This is a genomic window from Streptococcus ovis DSM 16829 (assembly GCF_000380125.1).
GTDB classification, from domain to species: Bacteria; Bacillota; Bacilli; order Lactobacillales; family Streptococcaceae; genus Streptococcus; species Streptococcus ovis.
The window spans coordinates 196674-214148 of record NZ_KB904563.1; the positions used below are offsets into that span (position 1 = coordinate 196674).

Genomic DNA, 17475 nt, shown 5'->3' on the forward strand with positions numbered 1-17475 from the left:
CTCAACAACTTTTTGTACGAAATAACCTTCCACCTTGTAAACTCGGAGTTCTTCTATGAAATATTTTAAAAACTTTCTTATTTTTATTGGCTATCTGGTAGTTGGAGCTGGAGTAGGTCTCATGATTGGTCGTGCACTCGCTCAAACACAGCTTCCTATCTGGCTCCTAATCCTATTCGTTATTATCGCTATTATAGCCCAAATTGCCATTCATGAGGCAGGCCATCTGGTTGCTGGTCTCTTATCTGGTTATCAATTTTTAAGCTATCGCATCTTTAACCTCCTTTGGCAAAAGATTGATGGAAAAATAAACTTCTCCTTCTTTTCCATTTCTGGTACATTGGGACAATGTCTCATGATTCCTCCAAAGTCAGTAGACGGAAAGGTTCCTTATCTCCTCTACCATCTGGGAGGCGGCTTAGCCAATATCTTTTCCGCCCTTGTCTTCTATCTCTTATCCTTTATGAGCGACAATTCTGTGATCTTTCTAGATTGTCTGGCTCTATTTGGCCTCTTCTTTGCAGTTACCAATCTGATTCCCATCTCGGATAGCCTTGCTAACGACGGGGCAAATATTCTGGCCATTTCTAAAAATCCCAAGGCCTCTCTATACATTGCCAATACCCTTGCAGTCCACGGCTTGCTCGCTCAAGGAAAAAGCTATTCAGAAATGCCAGATGAGTATTTTCTCCTTCCTGAAAAAGAAGAACTGGACAACCATATTGCCTTTGGTGCTTTGGCACCTTACTTATCTCGGTTGATCGAACAGGAAGATTTTCAACGTGTGGTCGATTATCTGGAAACACTAAACCTTGATACTCCTACCATTTTACCCATCTATCAAGCAATTTTTAAATCGTTGTTGATCTATTGCCAACTTATTTTGGAACAGGAAGCTAGCCCAATTTTAACGAAAAAAGACTGGAAGCTAATTCAAGCGCTCAGCCCTTCTCAACCTAGTCTACTAGTGTTCAACTATGCTTATTACAGCCTAGTTGAGCCCAATGCAAAAGAAGCTGAAAAAGCCTTGGCTCAATTTACCAAACTGGGGAAAAACTATCATCTACCAACCGAATACCAAATCGAACAACGAAATTTAGCACGCTTTCAAGCGATCATTGCAAGGAAGGCATAAAAGACAGACCTCACGGCCTGTCTTTTTTGATTTTCGGAAGCGAACACCCCTAAAAATTAATCGTCCATCACTGTATATTGATTGATTTCACCAACTATATAATCAGCGACCATGCCTACCCTATTCAAAACAAGACCATGCAGCACCCCACCATAAACCGCACCACCGTCAATACCAATTTTTCCATCTTCCGTCTGCCACACTTGATTCGTATAGACTGGACTCTCAAAGAGATACTTGGTCGGTGTATGTCCAAAAACGATGCGTTTCCCTGAGTGATTTTTCCCTTGGTGAAATGGCTGGCGCAACCACACCTTGTCGTAGGCTGGTGTTTCTCGCACATCCTCTAAACTCAAATCCAACCCCGCATGGACAAAGAAATCATGCTCCGTTTCATAGAGATAGGGGAAATTCCGAATCTCCTCAATCAGCTCTGCATATTGTGCCAAAATCGTACTAGCATCCTTGACAGGGGCAACTGCCGTATCAAGCGGACGTCCCAAGAGAGAGTTAATCGTTGTATCCCCACCATTTCGTCGGTAGTGCCCATAGCGTTCCACGGGGTCATCTAGATAGCGCAGAAACATCCACTCATGATTCCCAGTCAGGCAAACGGCTCCCTCTTCACGCACCAGTTGAGTGACTAATTCGAGGCAGCTCTTGCTATCCTCGCCTCGGTCAATAAGATCCCCAATAAAAATCAGTTGCTGACGCTCCTTGTCCCATTTACGAAGCAAGTCCCTTAACAAGCCAAACTTGCCATGGACATCCCCCACTACAAAAAATTGGTCTGCCATGTTTGTTTCCTTTATCTACTGTTTACTATTTATTCTGAATTTCTTTTATTTTATCACTCTTAATAGTAAAGAAAAAGAATATATACTCCTATCTTAATTGATTAGCCATTCACCTACTTTTTTCTTGCGAAGCAAATATAAACTACAGATGAGCAATATACCATTTACAATTAAAATACCCAATAACGAGGGAACTCCTGCTGTCACATCACCTTGTAATAACAATGAGCTATTAAAATTGATAAAAAAGTGTAAAAACATAGACCAAAATAGTCCTTTAGTCCTCAACGTCAATGCTGAGAAATAAATTCCATATACCATTGTGTAAAAAACTTGATAGAAAGTAAATGCAAGTGACTGATTAAAAACATTCCCAATATGAGCCAAACCAAACAAAATACTAATCTGAAAAATTCGGCTCATCAGCTGTTTGTAAGAAACTTTCTCTTTCAAGGCATAGCCAAGCAATAATCCTCTACATAAATATTCTTCCATAAATACGCCCAACACTGTCAGCAATATCGTTTTCATTAAAAATATGATATCTGTGGGCCATATTTGAATCATAATAGGTAGTATAAAGATGCAAATCAATAGCCAACTACTACTATTCACATAGACCTGTTCCAAAATTCCGACAATTGCTCCTAAACGAGGTTTCACATGAAGATAGCGACGATTTAACCAGCTAAAAATGACCAGTAAACTAGACAGATGTACAAGAGAGGCAGTATCTTCTCCCAAATGTACACTACTGAATAACCAGTGTAAAAAGATATTGCCTCCTACTAATATGGCACCTAAATACCAGACTACCATTACATTATTTTTTTGCGACATCTTATTCTCCTTTTATCATCGTTTGAATACAGTATAATCTATAAAAAGAGCAATCAAAAAGACATTACATATCTGTAACATCTTTAAAAATTTCTTGTAAAGTCTGAGAAATTTTATCACAACTTAAAAATTGAGCCACTTCTATACATTTTTCCATCTCTATCTTAGCATTGTGATATCCTGTAAGATAGGCAAAATAAGCCCGATAAAAGCGAAAACCTAAACGAATATGCGCATCCTCTTCCAAGAAAGGAAAATCATGTAAAGTATTCAAAAATAGAGTTACCTTCTCAAACTCTTTTCTTTCTAAAAATGCAGATACTAGGTGAAGAAGTATCACAGCCACCTCTTGACGATAGCCTGTATTCTTAAAATACTTTTGATTTTTTGAAAGCAACTCCTGCGCTAATAATTCTAAACTTGAAGAAGGAAAAACCGCATAAGCATTACTAAATAGCCATCTTTCATACTCACCCCACTCTTCAATTTTGAACAGATAATCCATCAGATACCTTATGTTTTCCTCTGATACGACATCGTCTGTGTTGCAGTAATACTTAGCTATCTGGATCATGATTAAATCCAAACGATATTTAGTGATATCTGGATTCTTTTCACATTTTGCCGACCAGTCTATCTCTATCTCTTGAATCCGTTTCAAATCTCCATTATAATAAGCTTCCATAAGTTCTTGTGATAGATTGCTTTCTGGTTCTTGTTGTAAATAAAGCGAGAATTCTTCATAAGAAATAGACATGCGCTGTAGACAAGTAAAAAACACTTCTAGCGTCAGCTGGCTTTTTCCTGTTTCAAACCGAGAAAGCTGAGCAGTTGAAATCTCACTGCCCGCTACCTCTTTCAGAGATAATTTTTTTCCCTCTCGCAATAAGCGAAAAATTTCTCCATACTGAGACAATATAATGTTCCTTTCTCTCTACATCATTTCCACAGCATAACTCACTACTGACAAGGCATAGAGCGGGGCGGTTTCCGTCCGCAAAATCCGTGGGCCAAGACCAACTTTGATGCCACCTGCTTGTTCAAAGGCTTCGATTTCTTTTGGTGAAATACCCCCTTCTGGACCGAAGATAAAGAGAAGTTTGTCACCTTCTTTCACCGTCTTTAATTCATGCGCCAAGGCTGATAATTCACCTACTTTAGCCGTTACTTCGTAGGCAATGAAAATCTTGTCAAAAGCTAGTAGCTGGGCTAAAAAATCTGCCTTTTTCTCAAACAAGCAGACCTCTGGCACGTGATTGCGTTTAGATTGCTCCGCTGCGCCCAAGGCGATTTTCGCCAGCTTTTCTTCTTTCTTAGCTAATTTTTTGCCATCCCACTTGACCACAGACCAGTCGGCAGGATAAGCCCAGATAGCACTGGCACCTAGTTCTGTTGCCTTTTGTGTGACCAAGTCTAACTTATCCCCCTTAGGAAAGCCTGAGGCGATGGTGACCTGCACTGGCATTTCCACATTGTCAGCTAACTCTTCTACCAATTCAAATTGATGGTCTCCGCTATCGGCTACTTTCGCCAAGTGCTTCACACCATCGTCAAAAACCAAGACAACCTCGTCTCCCCCAGTCAAGCGCATAACGTTAAACATGTGCTTGATGGTATCCTTATCGGTGATGGTTACTAGCTTCTCCGCTCTGCCATTTACAAAATACTGCTGCATTTAGCCTCCAATCACGCCCGACATATCGTCGGTTTTCTTAAAAACTACACAGTTCCACTCGCCCTGAATCATGTGGGTTTCGAGGAAAAAGCCTGCGCTGTAAGCCGCTTCAAGGACCATATCCAGTTTTTCGGCAATAATTCCAGACATGATGAGATAGCCCTCATCCTTGACCAAACGGTAAGCATCATCGGTCAGATGAACGAGAATGTCCGCCAAAATGTTGGCAACGATGACATCAGCTTCTTGCGTCACGCCTTTCAGAAGATCTCCTGCTGCCACATGGATATTCTCCATTCCAGGGTTCATGTCAATATTTTCCTGGGCCACGCGCACCGCCACATCATCAAGGTCATAGGCGAAAATCTCTTTAGCGCCCAAGAGAGAGCTGGCAATGGAGAGGACACCAGAACCTGTCCCCACATCAATCACCGTCTCCCCACCACGAAGCACCTGCTCCAAAGCAAAGAGGCTCATTTTTGTGGTTGGGTGAGTCCCCGTACCAAATGCCATACCTGGGTCTAACTTGATGATTTTCTCCCCAGCTGTCGACTCATAATCTGTCCAAGAAGGCACAATGGTCAAGTCATGAGTAATCCGAGCAGGTTCATAGTATTTCTTCCAATTCTCCGCCCAATCTTCCTCAGCCAAATCCTGACTGTCGATGCGCACTGCACCCGTCTCCAGCCCAAAGTTCGCCAAATCAGCAAGCCCGGCCTCAATCTCAGCCTTGACCGCTTCCAAATCCATATTGTCTGGATAGTAAGCCGTCACCGCAATCATCTCAGACTGCTCAACTTCAGGATAGAGCTCGCCAAAACGGTCCTCCTGTCCAATATAATCCGCCGAGTCACTAATCGCAACCCCTTGACTGCCCGTCTCAATCAATAAATTTGAAATAGCTTCTTCCGCCTCACGATGGACGGTGATGGTTAATTCTTGCCAGTTGTTCATCATTAAGATACCAAGCCCGTAAAACACAACGTCAAAATAGGAAAGACTCCGACGATGCTTGCATCTAGGAGAACTTTATCTTTTTGACACAGTGTTTAGGGCGGGTTCAGTTAGATAAACTAACTAAACTCTTTCCTTTCTTTTTAAAGTTATTTGGGGCGGGTTCAGTTAGACGAACTAACTGAACTTCTTTTCTAGTTATTTTTATTGAGAAATAAGTTCAGACATGATTTCACGCACGAACTTACAAACTATATCTTTTTTCAAATGCCTTAGCCCATGTTCAGTTAGACATACTATTTAAACTCACTTAAACTTACTTGATTTTTATTATAACATATATCCGAAAAACAATCTCTGCCATTGCTAATCTCACAGAACATATAAGTAACGTAGTTAAATTATTACCTCAAGCACTCATTATCCCCCCAATTTTGTAATCGCTTAAAAAAATCTCCAATTAGTGAGCATATCTTTATATATTATTTTCAGAATATGATATTCTATGGAGGTTGAAAAACTAATTTTTAACTTTTCAAAGGAGACTATAATGAGTCAAGGTAAAATTACTGCTTCAGCAGCGATGTTGAACGTTTTGAAAACATGGGGTGTTGATACTATTTACGGTATCCCTTCAGGAACATTGAGTTCTTTGATGGATGCACTTGCAGAAGATAAAGATATTAACTTCCTCCAAGTTCGTCACGAAGAAACTGGTGCGCTTGCAGCTCTTATGCAACGTAAATTTGGTGGATCAATTGGTGTCTGCGTAGGTTCTGGTGGACCAGGTGCGACTCACTTGATCAACGGTATCTACGATGCAGCGATGGATGCAACTCCAATGCTTGCCATTCTTGGTTCTCGTCCAGTGAACGAATTGAACATGGATGCTTTCCAAGAGTTGAACCAAAATCCAATGTACCAAAGCGTTGCTGTGTTTAACAAACGTGTAGCTTACGCTGAGCAATTACCAAAAGTTATTGACGACGCTGTTCGTGCTGCAATCGCTAAAAAAGGTCCAGCTGTTGTTGAAATCCCAGTAAACTTCGGTTTCCAAGAAATCGATGCTGACTCTTACTACGGATCAGGTACTTACGACCGTACATTTGTAGCGCCAGCTTTGAACCAAGCTGAAATCGACAAAGCCGTTGAAATCTTGAACAATGCGAAACGTCCAGTGATCTACTCTGGTTTCGGTGGTGTTGGTGCAGGTGAATTGGTTACTGAATTGTCACGTAAAATCAAAGCACCAATCATTACAACTGGTAAAAACTTTGAAGCATTTGAATGGAACTACGAAGGTTTGACAGGTTCTGCCTACCGTGTTGGTTGGAAATCTGCCAACGAAGTGATCTTCGAAGCGGATACTGTACTCTTCATGGGATGTAACTTCCCATTCTCAGAAGTTTACAACACTTTCAAAAATGTTGAAAAATTCATCCAAGTGGACATCGATCCTTACAAACTTGGTAAACGTCATGCCCTCGACGCATCTATCCTTGGTGATGTGGCTGAAGCAACAAAAGCTATCACTGCTAAAGTGGATGCCGTTGAATCAACTCCATGGTGGAGAGCTGTTGTGAAAAACAACCTAAACTGGCGTGAGTACATGAACAAGCTTGAAGGTAAAACGGAAGGCGAATTGCAATTGTACCAAGTTTACAATGCTATCAACAAGTACGCTGATGAGAACGCAATCTTCTCAATTGACGTCGGTAACTCAACTCAAACATCTACTCGTCACTTGCACATGACACCTAAAAACATGTGGCGTACATCTCCATTGTTCGCAACAATGGGTATCGCGCTTCCTGGTGGTATCGCTGCTAAGAAAGACAATCCAGATCGTCAAGTGTGGAACATCATGGGTGACGGTGCCTTCGGTATGTGCTACCCAGACGTGATCACTAACGTTCAATACAACTTGCCAGTTATCAACGTTGTCTTCTCAAATGCTGAGTATGCCTTCATCAAGAACAAATACGAAGACACAAACAAACACTTATTTGGTGTAGACTTCACTAACCCTGACTACGTGAAAATCGCTGAAGCTCAAGGTGCGGTAGGTTTCCGTGTTGACCGTATCGAAGATATGGATGCTGTTATGAAAGAAGCTGTTGAGCTTAACAAGGCTGGTAAAACAATCGTTATCGATGCTCGCATCACTCAAGATCGTCCAATTCCAGTTGAAGCTCCAGAACTTCGCTTGGATCCAAAAGCATATTCTGAAGAAGAAATTGCTGCATTCAAAGCACGTTACGAAGCTGAAGACTTGGTACCATTCCGTCTTTTCCTTGAAGAAGAAGGTTTGGAATCACGTAACATTAAATAATATTTTATGGAAAAATCACCAGCATGGTGGTTTTTTCTTTTTATCACTAATTTTGATATTTCAAGATGGTACAGAAAATAAAAGTTTTGGCATCATTTGACTTAGCAACTTTTCATGAAAATAATATGAGAATTCTAAGCAGATGATTTACACAATTGAAATGTAGGCGCTATACTTTCATCAGATACTGATTTTAATTGATTTCTGCAACTAACATTTACAAATTGGAGGATTTTAACATGGCTTTTCACACAAGTACAGCTGAAGGACCTATCGACTTTATCAATGCCTTTGACTTAGAACAAATGGCCCAAAAAGTAATTCCTAAAGGAGCATTTGGTTACATTGCTTCAGGAGCTGGGGATACCTTTACTCTGCATGAAAATATTCGTTCATTCAATCATAAGTTAATCGTCCCTCACACTCTTCGTGATGTTGAAAATCCAAGTACAGAGACGATTTTTAATGGCGATACATTGTCTTCTCCACTGATTATGGCACCCGTTGCTGCTCATAAACTAGCCAATGTTCAAGGGGAAATTGCCTCCGCAAAAGGTGTTCACGAGTTCGGGTCACTTTACACCACTTCGTCTTATTCTTCAACAGATCTTCCAGAAATTACGGAAACTCTTCAGGGAACACCTCACTGGTTCCAATTTTATTTTTCAAAAGATGATGGCATTAACCGTCATATTATGGACCATGTCAAAGAGCAGGGCATTAAGGCGATTGTTCTTACAGCTGATGCCACTGTTGGTGGGAACCGTGAAACGGATGCGCGTAACGGTTTCGTCTTTCCAGTAGGCATGCCTATCGTGCAAGAATATTTACCAGATGGCGCTGGTAAAACAATGGACTTCGTCTATAAATCAGCCAAACAAAAATTATCTCCAAAAGATGTGGAATTCATCGCACAGTACTCAGGCCTCCCTGTCTATGTGAAAGGACCACAATCAAAAGAAGATGTGGATATTGCACTCAGTGCAGGTGCTTCAGGTATTTGGGTAACTAACCACGGTGGCCGTCAATTAGACGGTGGCCCAGCAGCATTTGATTCTCTCCAAGAAGTGGCCGAAGCTGTTGACAAACGTGTACCGATTGTCTTTGACTCAGGTATCCGTCGTGGTCAACACGTCTTTAAAGCTCTTGCATCAGGCGCTGACCTTGTTGCCCTTGGTCGCCCAGCGATTTATGGTCTTGCTCTCGGAGGAAGTATTGGGGTCCGTCAAGCCTTTGAAAAAATCAATGATGAATTGAAGATGGTCATGCAATTGGCTGGTACTCAGACCATTGAAGATGTGAAAAACGTAACCCTTCGCCACAATCCGTACGACCCGTCTGTTCAGTACGACGTGAATGAATTAAGACTTTATTGATATCAACCTACTCAGCTAACATTGTCCTAGAGACAAAATAAAACCACAACTAGCTTCCCCCTTCGTAGAGAGGAGGTACTGTTGTGGTTTTTATGATGATTCAAATCTAGTGGTATCTTAATACCGTGGATATCCGTAAAATTCTGTTTCTTCTAGTTCTGCTCTGCCATTTTCAAAAGCCTCTGCGTCCCAAATAATCGCAAATTCTTCTGCTTCTTCATCTGCGAGGAAGTCCATGAGGTCGCTGAGCCCTTCGGTCGCTGCTTCGTTGAGAAATTCTGCAAAGTAGGCTAAAAACTCGCGTGACAAGCCCTTTTTCGGCTCGTACGGAATAGCCGCTAAATAGTCGTTCGCTTCAAAGCGGGACTTGGCTGGATTGTAGAAGAGCACTGCGTCTTCAAAAATAATATCATCTGTCGACACTTCTCCTTCTTCATCAACGGTTTCCACACCTGCGCCATTGTGCGCTTCGAGGACAAAAACAACCTCTACAGCATGATTTTTCTTATCCCAATCCATCGCAAAGTCATATTCCAAATGATTGTCTAGTTCTTCCTCTAAGACCGACAAAAAGCCAAATTTCGCCATTATTATACCTATTTTCTATTTTGTAGTATAATTATTATATCATGTTCAAGGAAAAAAGAGGGAACTATGCCAGATAATCTTGCGCTGCGTATGCGCCCAAAAAACATTGACCAAGTCATCGGTCAACAGCACCTCGTTGGAGAGGGAAAAATCATTCGTCGTATGGTCGAAGCCAATATGCTCTCGTCCATGATTTTGTACGGTCCTCCAGGGATTGGAAAAACCTCCATCGCAAGCGCCATTGCAGGAACAACCAAATTTGCTTTTCGTACCTTCAACGCGACGACAGATACCAAAAAACGCCTGCAAGAAATCGCCGAAGAAGCCAAGTTTTCAGGTGGTCTTGTCCTTATGCTGGATGAAATTCACCGTCTCGATAAAACCAAGCAAGATTTTCTGTTGCCGCTTCTAGAAAATGGGAATATCATCATGATTGGCGCGACAACAGAAAATCCTTTTTTCTCTGTGACTCCTGCCATTCGTTCCCGAGTACAGATTTTCGAGCTAGAGCCTCTCTCAAATGAAGACATCAAACAGGCTATTCAACTTGCAATCACGGACAAAGACCGTGGTTTTGACTTTGAAATTGCACTGGATGAAGATGCGCTGGACTTTATCGCAACAGCGACCAACGGTGACTTGCGGTCCGCCTTTAATTCCTTGGATCTTGCAGTCATGTCTACCAGACCAGATGAGGGTGGAAAGCGCCATATTACTCTTGATACCGTTGAAAATAGTCTGCAACGCAGTTACATTACCATGGATAAAAATGGCGACGGTCACTACGATGTCCTGTCTGCCCTCCAAAAATCTATCCGTGGAAGCGATGTAGATGCCAGTCTCCACTACGCAGCCCGCTTGATTGAAGCGGGAGATTTGCCTAGTCTAGCTCGTCGTCTGACCGTGATCGCTTATGAAGATGTTGGCTTGGCCAATCCTGAGGCCCAAATTCACACAGTGACCGCGCTTGAAGCTGCGCAGAAAATCGGCTTTCCAGAAGCTCGGATTCTAATTGCCAATGTTGTGATTGATTTGGCCTTGTCCCCTAAATCAAATTCCGCCATTACAGCGATTGACAAAGCCATGGCAGACCTCAGAAAATCAGGCAGTCTCCCAATTCCACGTCATTTACGGGATGGCCATTATGCAGGCAGTAAAGAGCTGGGAAATGCGCAGGATTACAAATATCCACACGCCTATCCTGAAAAATGGGTAGACCAGCAATACTTACCTGATAAACTAAAAGGCGCTAGCTATTTTACCCCCAACGAAACAGGAAAATATGAACGGGCTTTAGGTACCACCTTAGAAAAAATAAAAATTTTAAAAAAATCAAAACACTAAAATAGCGAAACGCCTCTTTATGAAGCCGTTTTGAGAGCGTTCTCGCTTTTTGAGATTTTCTCTTGAAATTTTTCAAAAATATGATACAATAATTACAGAAATAAGAACTGCTGTGGTATACGAATTCATACCTATGTGTTGACCGACTATTTTTGTATTACTAGGGAAACTAAATTTTCAAGCAGTATGCAGGCCGTCTCACACGGAAGCGACTAAGTTTGAATCGTGTTACCCACCTGCTTCTATGCGCGGGATCAATACAAATCATGAATCACCGGTACCAATACAGCGTTTTTTCTTGCCTCCTTAGCTCAGTTGGTAGAGCAGTAGACTCTTAATCTATGGGTCGTAGGTTCGAGCCCTACAGGGGGTATGTTGATATGCGGAGAAAAACCAGTCCTTTGGACTGGTTTTTCTTGTACTTGAAAACTGAAAAAATGAATTGATTCACTGTTTCTACCAAAAAATCCGCCAACTAGCGGATTTTTCTTATTCTCCAAACTCATTCGCAACCACTTCTAAGGCACGCTCGATCACCACATGCATATCATAGTATTTATAGTCCGCTAAGCGACCACAGAAAATCACGCGGTCGTTAACTGCTTCTGCTTTTTGGGCGTATTGGGCGAAAATGGCATTGTTTGTTTCGTCATTGATAGGGTAATAGGGCTCATCCCCCTGCTTCCAATCTGCTGGATACTCACGCGTGATGACCGTCTTTTCTTGCTGTCCATACTCAAAATGCTTGTGCTCGATGATACGAGTATAGGGAATATCACGTTCGGTATAATTGACTACTGCATTTCCTTGGAAATTATCTGTATCCAACACCTCATGTTCAAATCGTAAGCCACGATACTCCAACTGACCAAATTCATAATCGAAATACTGATCAATCATCCCTGTAAACACAACCTTACGTGCGCTTCTTTCTAGTTCCGAGCGATTCGCAAAGAAATCCACTTCTAACTCGACTTCAATATTCTCTAGCATCTTTTCAATGATAACATTGTAGCCACCGATAGGAATGCCTTGGTAGCGATCGTTGAAATAATTGTTATCATAGGTAAAGCGAACAGGTAAACGCTTGATAATAAACGGTGGTAACTCCGTCGCAGAGCGCCCCCACTGCTTTTCAGTATAACCTTTGATAAGGGTCTCATAAACATCTTTTCCGATGAGCTTGATGGCCTGCTCTTCCAAGTTCTGAGGCTCAGTATCTTGTAAATGCGCTGTCTGCTCCGCTATTTTCTCCCGCACTTCCTGTGGCGTTTTCGTTCCCCACATGGTATAAAAAGTATTCATATTAAAAGGGAGATTGTAGAGTTTTCCCTGATAATTGGCTATAGGAGAGTTGATATAATTATTAAATTCCGCAAACTGATTGACATAATCCCACACTTTTTTGTTAGAAGTATGGAAAATATGGGCTCCATACTTATGCACATTGATGCCTTCTATATGTTCACAGTAAATATTTCCCCCAATATGGTCACGTTTGTCAATGACTTTCACTTTTTTACCACGTTTTGTCGCTTCATAGGCAAAGATAGCACCAGACAACCCCGCTCCGACAATTAAATAATCATACATTTGATGTTCTCCTTCATTTCAACGCTACTATTATACCATAAAAAATAACCCTACTAGGGCTACTTTTCTTCTCGTTTTAATTGTTCGTAGGATTCCTGACCGTCATTGAGTTTCTCCCAAATGACGACTTCACCAGTCGCCAAGGACTTTTGCACATCAATAATCCGCTGATTTGAAGAACCTCTGAATTGTAACATGAGGTTCTTTTTCGTTTTGTCAAAACGCCCATCAACTAAGATATCAATAAGATGAAGGAGTTCCAACTTATCATCCGTTTCCAGCATCATTTCTTCCCAAGTGTAACCTGTCCAAGACCAGATATCCTTCTCTGGCAGTTCTCGGCGAATGCGTTTGACAAGAGGCAGGAGAATCCCTGTATTTAGGAAAGGCTCACCACCAAGAAGTGTCAATCCCTGCACATAAGGCTGAGCTAAGTCGTCCATAATCTGGTCTTCCAATTCCTTGGTGTAAGGAATACCAGCATTAAAAGACCAAGTGGCCACATTATAACACCCCTCACAATGAAACATACAGCCAGCAACATAAAGACTACACCGTACGCCTTCACCATCTACAAAGTTAAAGGCCTTATAGTCAATAATCCGCCCTTGACTAAGCTCTTCGCTCTTCCATTCTTGAGGCTGAGGATTGTTCATTATTAAGATACCAAGAGCGTAAAAAAAGCGAGAGAAAATAGGAAACCGATGACGTATGCCTGCATACGAGGAGATTTATCTTTTTTCCGAAGCTTTTAGCTCGGGTTCCATTCTGTCAAATCATCTGAACAGCCCGAAACACTCTTCCTTTCTATGAAATTTTTAGGTAACATCTATCCAGTATCGCTCTGTCCCTTCACGAACATCTTCTAGCACACCACCATTAGCCAAAATGACCGCACGGCTGGCAAGATTTGTCTCACTACAAGTGACAAGGACTTTTTTGATATTTTTGGAAATGGCAGAGCTAAGCCCCTGCTTGAGCATCTCCTTAGCGTAACCTCTACCACGCTCACTAGGTCTAACAGAATAGCCAATGTGACCACCCTGTTCTAGTAAAAAATCTGATAAACGCAGACGCAGATTTAAAAATCCAACTGCTCCTTCTCCTTCAAATCCCACAAATTGGATCGCTGGTACCCAGCCATCAGGAATATTCAATCCCATCTCTACGTCCGCATTGCCAGCAATCCAATCTTCATAATCGAAGTTTTCAGCCTTCCAAAAACCGCCATCGTGAGCTGAACTAGTCTCCTCAAACTCACGCATCATATCTAAAACGGCTTCTTTATCAGCCAAAGTTGGTCTGCGTAGTTCCATAAAATGCCTCCAAATCTAGTGTCCCATAAGGTGTTTCTGAACGGTTTATCTGGTCACAAATCCAGTGACTCAACAAGCTAGAAGCCGATGAGACTGGATTTTCTTCCGTGTCAATCGCCTCAAGAAAAGCCTGAATGATGCTCTCAAAACCACGTTTGTAGAGGGTCGTATCCCATGAACCAAAGCCATGCTTGGTTTCCACTTCGCCCACTACTGCCGTTAACTCATCCAAATTTTTCAAATGATAGGTTGCTTGCGGTGTTTGAACTTCCATGATTTCACGGCGACTACCTGCCTGTAAATTCATACTAACAGCAATCGTCTCTTTTTCTGTATAAAGATTAACAGAGACCTGACTGAGCAAACCTTCTTCCAAATGGTAATGGAAATCTCCACGAATCAACTGGCCTTCTGCTAGATAAAGAGCTGTATCCAACGGATGAATAAAGAAATCAAAGAGTTTGTATTGAAGTGGTCCAGTCCCTTTCAGAGCATTTTTTTCCACAAAAATCCTTCGTTTGTGCCTAGCCTCTGCCAACACTTTCACCTTCGGTGCAAAGCGACGATTAAACCCTGCCATTAGAAAAGTGCCATGCTTCTCAGCAAGCTCATAAAGTGCCGTTGTGGTCTCGTAATCCTCTGTCACTGGTTTATCCATATAGACAGGAATGCCTTTTTTCAAAAACTGCGCTGCAATTTCCTCATGCGCCACTGTCGCTGCATGAATAAAGACCCCATCCAAACCAGCTTCTAGCAAGGCATCTAAACTATTGTAAGACACCGATTGACCAAACAAGGAGACTACCTCATCACGCACCTCTTGTTTTCGTGTGAAAACGTGCCATTCAATGCCAGATAATTGTCGCATATAGGGCAAATAAGCCTTCTGAGAAATCCCACCGATTCCCACAATTCCGATTTTCTTCATGTATATCCTTTCTAGACAAAACAGGTGACGTTTTACACGCCACCTGTCTCTTTCCTGCTAGTTTATTTCTTCTTACCAGCCTTTTTCAAGAGCGCCTGCACGCGCGCCTTCTTATCATCTTTCACATTGGAATGCTTTTCGTGAAATTTCTCCACCAGTTGCATTCCTTTATAGTCTAATTGATATTTTCCCATGATTACTCCTTCATGCCTGTTAACTGACGGTAGAATACCATCTCCCACCGAGACTCTAGTATACCATACTATTTCCCTGGCGTCTTGATAGTGGAGCCATTCATGTGTTTGACACGGGCAGAGATTTCCTTATGACGGCCATTGACCATAGGCCGGGCCTGTGGGTTGCCCAAGTAACCACAGGTGCGTTTGACCACATCCACTGTCTTAGGGTCACTATTGCCACAATTTGGGCACTTGAAACCACGCTCTGTTGGCTCAAAATCGCCTTCAAACTCACAAGCATAGCACTTATCAATCGGCGTATTGGTCCCCAAATACCCCACGCGGTCATAGGCATAATCCCAGACAGCTTCCAGAGCCTTTGGATTTTGTTGCAGAACAGGGTACTCACAATAATGAATGAAACCACCTGACGCCCCTGCAGCTGGATAATCTTTTTCAAAGTCCAATTTTTCAAACGGTGTTGGGTTCTTACGAACATCATAGTGGAAACTATTGGTATAGTATTCCTTGTCCGTAATGTTTTCCACAAGGCCAAATCTTTCGGTATCCAAACGACAGAAACGGTCTGTCAAGCTCTCTGATGGCGTTGAATAAACTGAAAAATGATAGTCATATTCATCTGACCAATCCGCACACAAGGCTTTCATAGTCTTGATAATCTCTAAGGTAAAAGCTTTTGCTTCTGGATTGGTCTCCCATTCACCGCCATAAAAGGTAGTGGCAACCTCATACAAACCAATATATCCTAGAGATACCGTTGCACGACGGTGTTTAAAGAGGTCATCCACATGGCCATCTTTGGCTAGACGCTGACCAAAAGCGCCATATTGATATAAAATTGGTGCATTAGCAGGAGTAGCTTCCTTGACACGGTTGACACGATAGACTAAGGCATCCTTGGCAATCCCCATCCGTTCATGGAAGAGAGACCAGAATTTTTCCTTGTCTCCAGCTGCTTCCAAAGCAATACGTGGCAAGTTGACAGTGACAACGCCCAAATTCATCCGACCAGAAGTCACATCTTCACCCTGCTCATTTTTCCACCCCTGAAGGAAGGAACGACAACCCATAGGCACCTTAAAGGATCCTGTCAATTCAATAATCTTATCGTAAGACAAGACGTCTGGATACATCCGCTTCACAGCACATTCCAAGGCTAGTTGCTTGATGTCATAGTTGGGCGAAGTTGGCTCCAGATTGACCCCACGTTTCAGAGTGAAAATCAATTTCGGAAAGATAGCTGTCCGACCTTCTTTTCCTAAGCCTTTGATACGGATATTTAAAATTGCCTTTTGAATTTCACGCTCAAAAAATCCAGTTCCCAGACCAAATCCCAAAGAAGTAAATGGCGTTTGTCCATTTGAAGTAAAGAGGGTGTTAATCTCATACTCCAAAGACTGCATCGCATCATAGATGTCTTTTTTAGTCTTCGTCAATGCATAGTCTTCCCATTTTTCTTCAGCAACCCATTCCTTAGCATCATTCAAATGTTTTTCATAATTGAGTTTCGCATAAGGCGCTAAAACTTCATCAATCCGGTCTGCCGAGCAACCACCGTATTGGCTCGAGGCTACATTGGCAATAATTTGCGAAATCTGCGCGGTTGCAGTTTGGATAGACTTGGGACTTTCGACATCTGCATTCCCAATCTTGAACCCTTTTTCCAACATCCCCTTGAAATCTATCAAGCAACAATTGGTCATCGGGGTATAAGGGCTATAATCCAAGTCATGGTAATGGATTTCCCCTTTTTGATGGGCATTGGCCACGTGAGGGGGCAGGAGTTTGAGACCAATGGACTTGCCCACAATTCCCGCTGTCAAATCACGTTGGGTATTGAAGACTTCACTGTCCTTATTGGCATTCTCATTGACGACTGCCTGATCCTTAGAGAGCAATTTATGGATTTCCATGTTGATATCCATGGCTTGATGACGTTGGAAATCCCGTTTTGTACGGTATTGGATATATTCCTCAGCCAAAGGATATTGATGGCTCTGCAGCAATTCTTGCTCGACAATATTTTGGATTTCATAAATTTGGATATCTCTGTCAAAGCGTCGTTCGATTTCTACCAGGACTCGATTCGTTACCTGTTCCAAAATCTCATTAGAAACCTGTTTTTCAATTGGTAGCTCTTGATTCCCCCGCTCCAAAGCAGAGAAAATTTTCTCTTGGTCAAATCCCACTGCTCGACCGTCTCGCTTTAAAACAGTCATTTCAGTTATATTTCCCATTTTTTCTCCCTTCAAAATCTCTTTCTGAGTATTCCAATATAGTGTATCACTTTATCAAGAATATTTCAATATATTGTATGATAAAAATATTTTTTTAAAAAACAACACAATATGTAGTGATTTATGTAAAAAGAAAAAGACTATTTTCATAGCCTATTTC

The 17475-nt window shown here is 41.9% G+C and carries 16 protein-coding genes, 1 tRNA gene and 1 other RNA gene; 6 read left to right on the forward strand and 12 right to left on the reverse strand.

The window, feature by feature from the left end:
- Positions 1–55 precede the first annotated feature (55 nt).
- Positions 56–1135 (forward strand): hypothetical protein, encoded by a 1080-nt coding sequence (locus A3I9_RS0102560; protein WP_018377524.1) that lies wholly within the window; start codon positions 56–58, stop codon positions 1133–1135.
- Positions 1136–1191: 56 nt separating this feature from the next.
- Here A3I9_RS0102560 and A3I9_RS0102565 read toward each other — a convergent pair whose 3' ends face one another.
- The 5 genes from A3I9_RS0102565 to prmA all read right to left on the reverse strand — a co-directional run bounded on the left by A3I9_RS0102565 (position 1192) and on the right by prmA (position 5401).
- The gene (locus A3I9_RS0102565; RefSeq protein WP_018377525.1) at positions 1192–1932 is read right to left on the reverse strand and encodes a metallophosphoesterase family protein; all 741 of its coding nucleotides are present in this window, start codon (positions 1930–1932) and stop codon (positions 1192–1194) included.
- 93 nt (positions 1933–2025) lie between these two features.
- Positions 2026–2772, reverse strand: coding sequence for a CPBP family intramembrane glutamic endopeptidase (locus A3I9_RS0102570; RefSeq protein WP_018377526.1), 747 nt, complete (start codon positions 2770–2772; stop codon positions 2026–2028).
- Between the two features lie 64 nt (positions 2773–2836).
- On the reverse strand, positions 2837–3688 hold the full coding sequence (locus A3I9_RS0102575; protein ID WP_018377527.1) for an Rgg/GadR/MutR family transcriptional regulator: 852 nt from the start codon (positions 3686–3688) through the stop codon (positions 2837–2839).
- An 18-nt stretch (positions 3689–3706) separates the two neighbouring features.
- Complete coding sequence (locus A3I9_RS0102580; protein ID WP_018377528.1) at positions 3707–4447, reverse strand: 16S rRNA (uracil(1498)-N(3))-methyltransferase; 741 nt, start codon at positions 4445–4447, stop codon at positions 3707–3709.
- Positions 4448–5401 (reverse strand): 50S ribosomal protein L11 methyltransferase, encoded by a 954-nt coding sequence (gene prmA, locus A3I9_RS0102585; RefSeq protein ID WP_026217298.1) that lies wholly within the window; start codon positions 5399–5401, stop codon positions 4448–4450.
- A 550-nt stretch (positions 5402–5951) separates the two neighbouring features.
- On the opposite strand from prmA, the gene spxB reads away from it, so the two are divergent.
- Both spxB and lctO read left to right on the forward strand, forming a co-directional pair.
- On the forward strand, positions 5952–7733 hold the full coding sequence (gene spxB / locus A3I9_RS0102590; protein WP_018377530.1) for a pyruvate oxidase: 1782 nt from the start codon (positions 5952–5954) through the stop codon (positions 7731–7733).
- Positions 7734–7972: 239 nt separating this feature from the next.
- Complete coding sequence (gene lctO, locus A3I9_RS0102595) at positions 7973–9109, forward strand: L-lactate oxidase (RefSeq protein WP_018377531.1); 1137 nt, start codon at positions 7973–7975, stop codon at positions 9107–9109.
- 117 nt (positions 9110–9226) lie between these two features.
- On the opposite strand, the gene A3I9_RS0102600 is transcribed toward lctO, so the two are convergent.
- Positions 9227–9697, reverse strand: coding sequence for a DUF3013 family protein (locus tag A3I9_RS0102600; protein WP_018377532.1), 471 nt, complete (start codon positions 9695–9697; stop codon positions 9227–9229).
- A 66-nt stretch (positions 9698–9763) separates the two neighbouring features.
- Between A3I9_RS0102600 and A3I9_RS0102605 the strand changes: the two genes are divergently transcribed.
- From A3I9_RS0102605 to A3I9_RS0102610, 3 genes are all read left to right on the forward strand, one after another.
- A complete protein-coding gene (locus A3I9_RS0102605; RefSeq protein WP_018377533.1) occupies positions 9764–11041 on the forward strand; it encodes a replication-associated recombination protein A in 1278 nt (425 codons plus the stop codon).
- 104 nt (positions 11042–11145) lie between these two features.
- A non-coding RNA gene (ssrS, locus tag A3I9_RS13130) (6S RNA) lies at positions 11146–11337 on the forward strand.
- A 4-nt stretch (positions 11338–11341) separates the two neighbouring features.
- A tRNA-Lys gene (locus A3I9_RS0102610) sits at positions 11342–11414 on the forward strand.
- 116 nt (positions 11415–11530) lie between these two features.
- Here the strand turns inward: A3I9_RS0102610 and glf are convergent.
- From glf to nrdD, 6 genes are all read right to left on the reverse strand, one after another.
- Entirely contained in the window at positions 11531–12634 is a 1104-nt protein-coding gene (gene glf, locus A3I9_RS0102615; protein ID WP_018377534.1) for a UDP-galactopyranose mutase, read from the reverse strand.
- A 59-nt stretch (positions 12635–12693) separates the two neighbouring features.
- Positions 12694–13290 carry an anaerobic ribonucleoside-triphosphate reductase activating protein gene (gene nrdG / locus A3I9_RS0102620; RefSeq protein WP_018377535.1) on the reverse strand — a complete coding sequence of 199 codons (597 nt, stop codon included), beginning with the start codon at positions 13288–13290 and terminating at the stop codon, positions 12694–12696.
- Between the two features lie 162 nt (positions 13291–13452).
- On the reverse strand, positions 13453–13950 hold the full coding sequence (locus tag A3I9_RS0102625; protein WP_018377536.1) for a GNAT family N-acetyltransferase: 498 nt from the start codon (positions 13948–13950) through the stop codon (positions 13453–13455).
- A complete protein-coding gene (locus tag A3I9_RS0102630) occupies positions 13922–14878 on the reverse strand; it encodes a Gfo/Idh/MocA family protein (RefSeq protein ID WP_018377537.1) in 957 nt (318 codons plus the stop codon). Before A3I9_RS0102630 ends, A3I9_RS0102625 begins: the two co-directional genes overlap by 29 nt.
- A 62-nt stretch (positions 14879–14940) precedes the next feature.
- The gene (locus tag A3I9_RS13790; protein WP_018377538.1) at positions 14941–15072 is read right to left on the reverse strand and encodes a hypothetical protein; all 132 of its coding nucleotides are present in this window, start codon (positions 15070–15072) and stop codon (positions 14941–14943) included.
- A gap of 68 nt (positions 15073–15140) precedes the next feature.
- Positions 15141–17315, reverse strand: a complete 2175-nt coding sequence (nrdD, locus tag A3I9_RS0102640) for an anaerobic ribonucleoside-triphosphate reductase (protein WP_018377539.1) — start codon at positions 17313–17315, stop codon at positions 15141–15143.
- Between the last annotated feature and the right edge of the window lie 160 nt (positions 17316–17475).

What these genes read in the sequence shown, in the direction of transcription:
- A3I9_RS0102560 (WP_018377524.1), top strand. Translation starts at nt 56, where the DNA reads ATGAAATATTTTAAAAACTTTCTTATTTTTATTGGCTATCTGGTAGTT.
- A3I9_RS0102565 (WP_018377525.1), bottom strand. Translation starts at nt 1,932, where the DNA reads ATGGCAGACCAATTTTTTGTAGTGGGGGATGTCCATGGCAAGTTTGGC.
- A3I9_RS0102570 (WP_018377526.1), bottom strand. Translation starts at nt 2,772, where the DNA reads ATGTCGCAAAAAAATAATGTAATGGTAGTCTGGTATTTAGGTGCCATA.
- A3I9_RS0102580 (WP_018377528.1), bottom strand. Translation starts at nt 4,447, where the DNA reads ATGCAGCAGTATTTTGTAAATGGCAGAGCGGAGAAGCTAGTAACCATC.
- prmA (WP_026217298.1), bottom strand. Translation starts at nt 5,401, where the DNA reads ATGAACAACTGGCAAGAATTAACCATCACCGTCCATCGTGAGGCGGAA.
- spxB (WP_018377530.1), top strand. Translation starts at nt 5,952, where the DNA reads ATGAGTCAAGGTAAAATTACTGCTTCAGCAGCGATGTTGAACGTTTTG.
- lctO (WP_018377531.1), top strand. Translation starts at nt 7,973, where the DNA reads ATGGCTTTTCACACAAGTACAGCTGAAGGACCTATCGACTTTATCAAT.
- A3I9_RS0102600 (WP_018377532.1), bottom strand. Translation starts at nt 9,697, where the DNA reads ATGGCGAAATTTGGCTTTTTGTCGGTCTTAGAGGAAGAACTAGACAAT.
- A3I9_RS0102605 (WP_018377533.1), top strand. Translation starts at nt 9,764, where the DNA reads ATGCCAGATAATCTTGCGCTGCGTATGCGCCCAAAAAACATTGACCAA.
- glf (WP_018377534.1), bottom strand. Translation starts at nt 12,634, where the DNA reads ATGTATGATTATTTAATTGTCGGAGCGGGGTTGTCTGGTGCTATCTTT.
- nrdG (WP_018377535.1), bottom strand. Translation starts at nt 13,290, where the DNA reads ATGAACAATCCTCAGCCTCAAGAATGGAAGAGCGAAGAGCTTAGTCAA.
- A3I9_RS0102625 (WP_018377536.1), bottom strand. Translation starts at nt 13,950, where the DNA reads ATGGAACTACGCAGACCAACTTTGGCTGATAAAGAAGCCGTTTTAGAT.
- A3I9_RS0102630 (WP_018377537.1), bottom strand. Translation starts at nt 14,878, where the DNA reads ATGAAGAAAATCGGAATTGTGGGAATCGGTGGGATTTCTCAGAAGGCT.
- A3I9_RS13790 (WP_018377538.1), bottom strand. Translation starts at nt 15,072, where the DNA reads ATGGGAAAATATCAATTAGACTATAAAGGAATGCAACTGGTGGAGAAA.
- nrdD (WP_018377539.1), bottom strand. Translation starts at nt 17,315, where the DNA reads ATGGGAAATATAACTGAAATGACTGTTTTAAAGCGAGACGGTCGAGCA.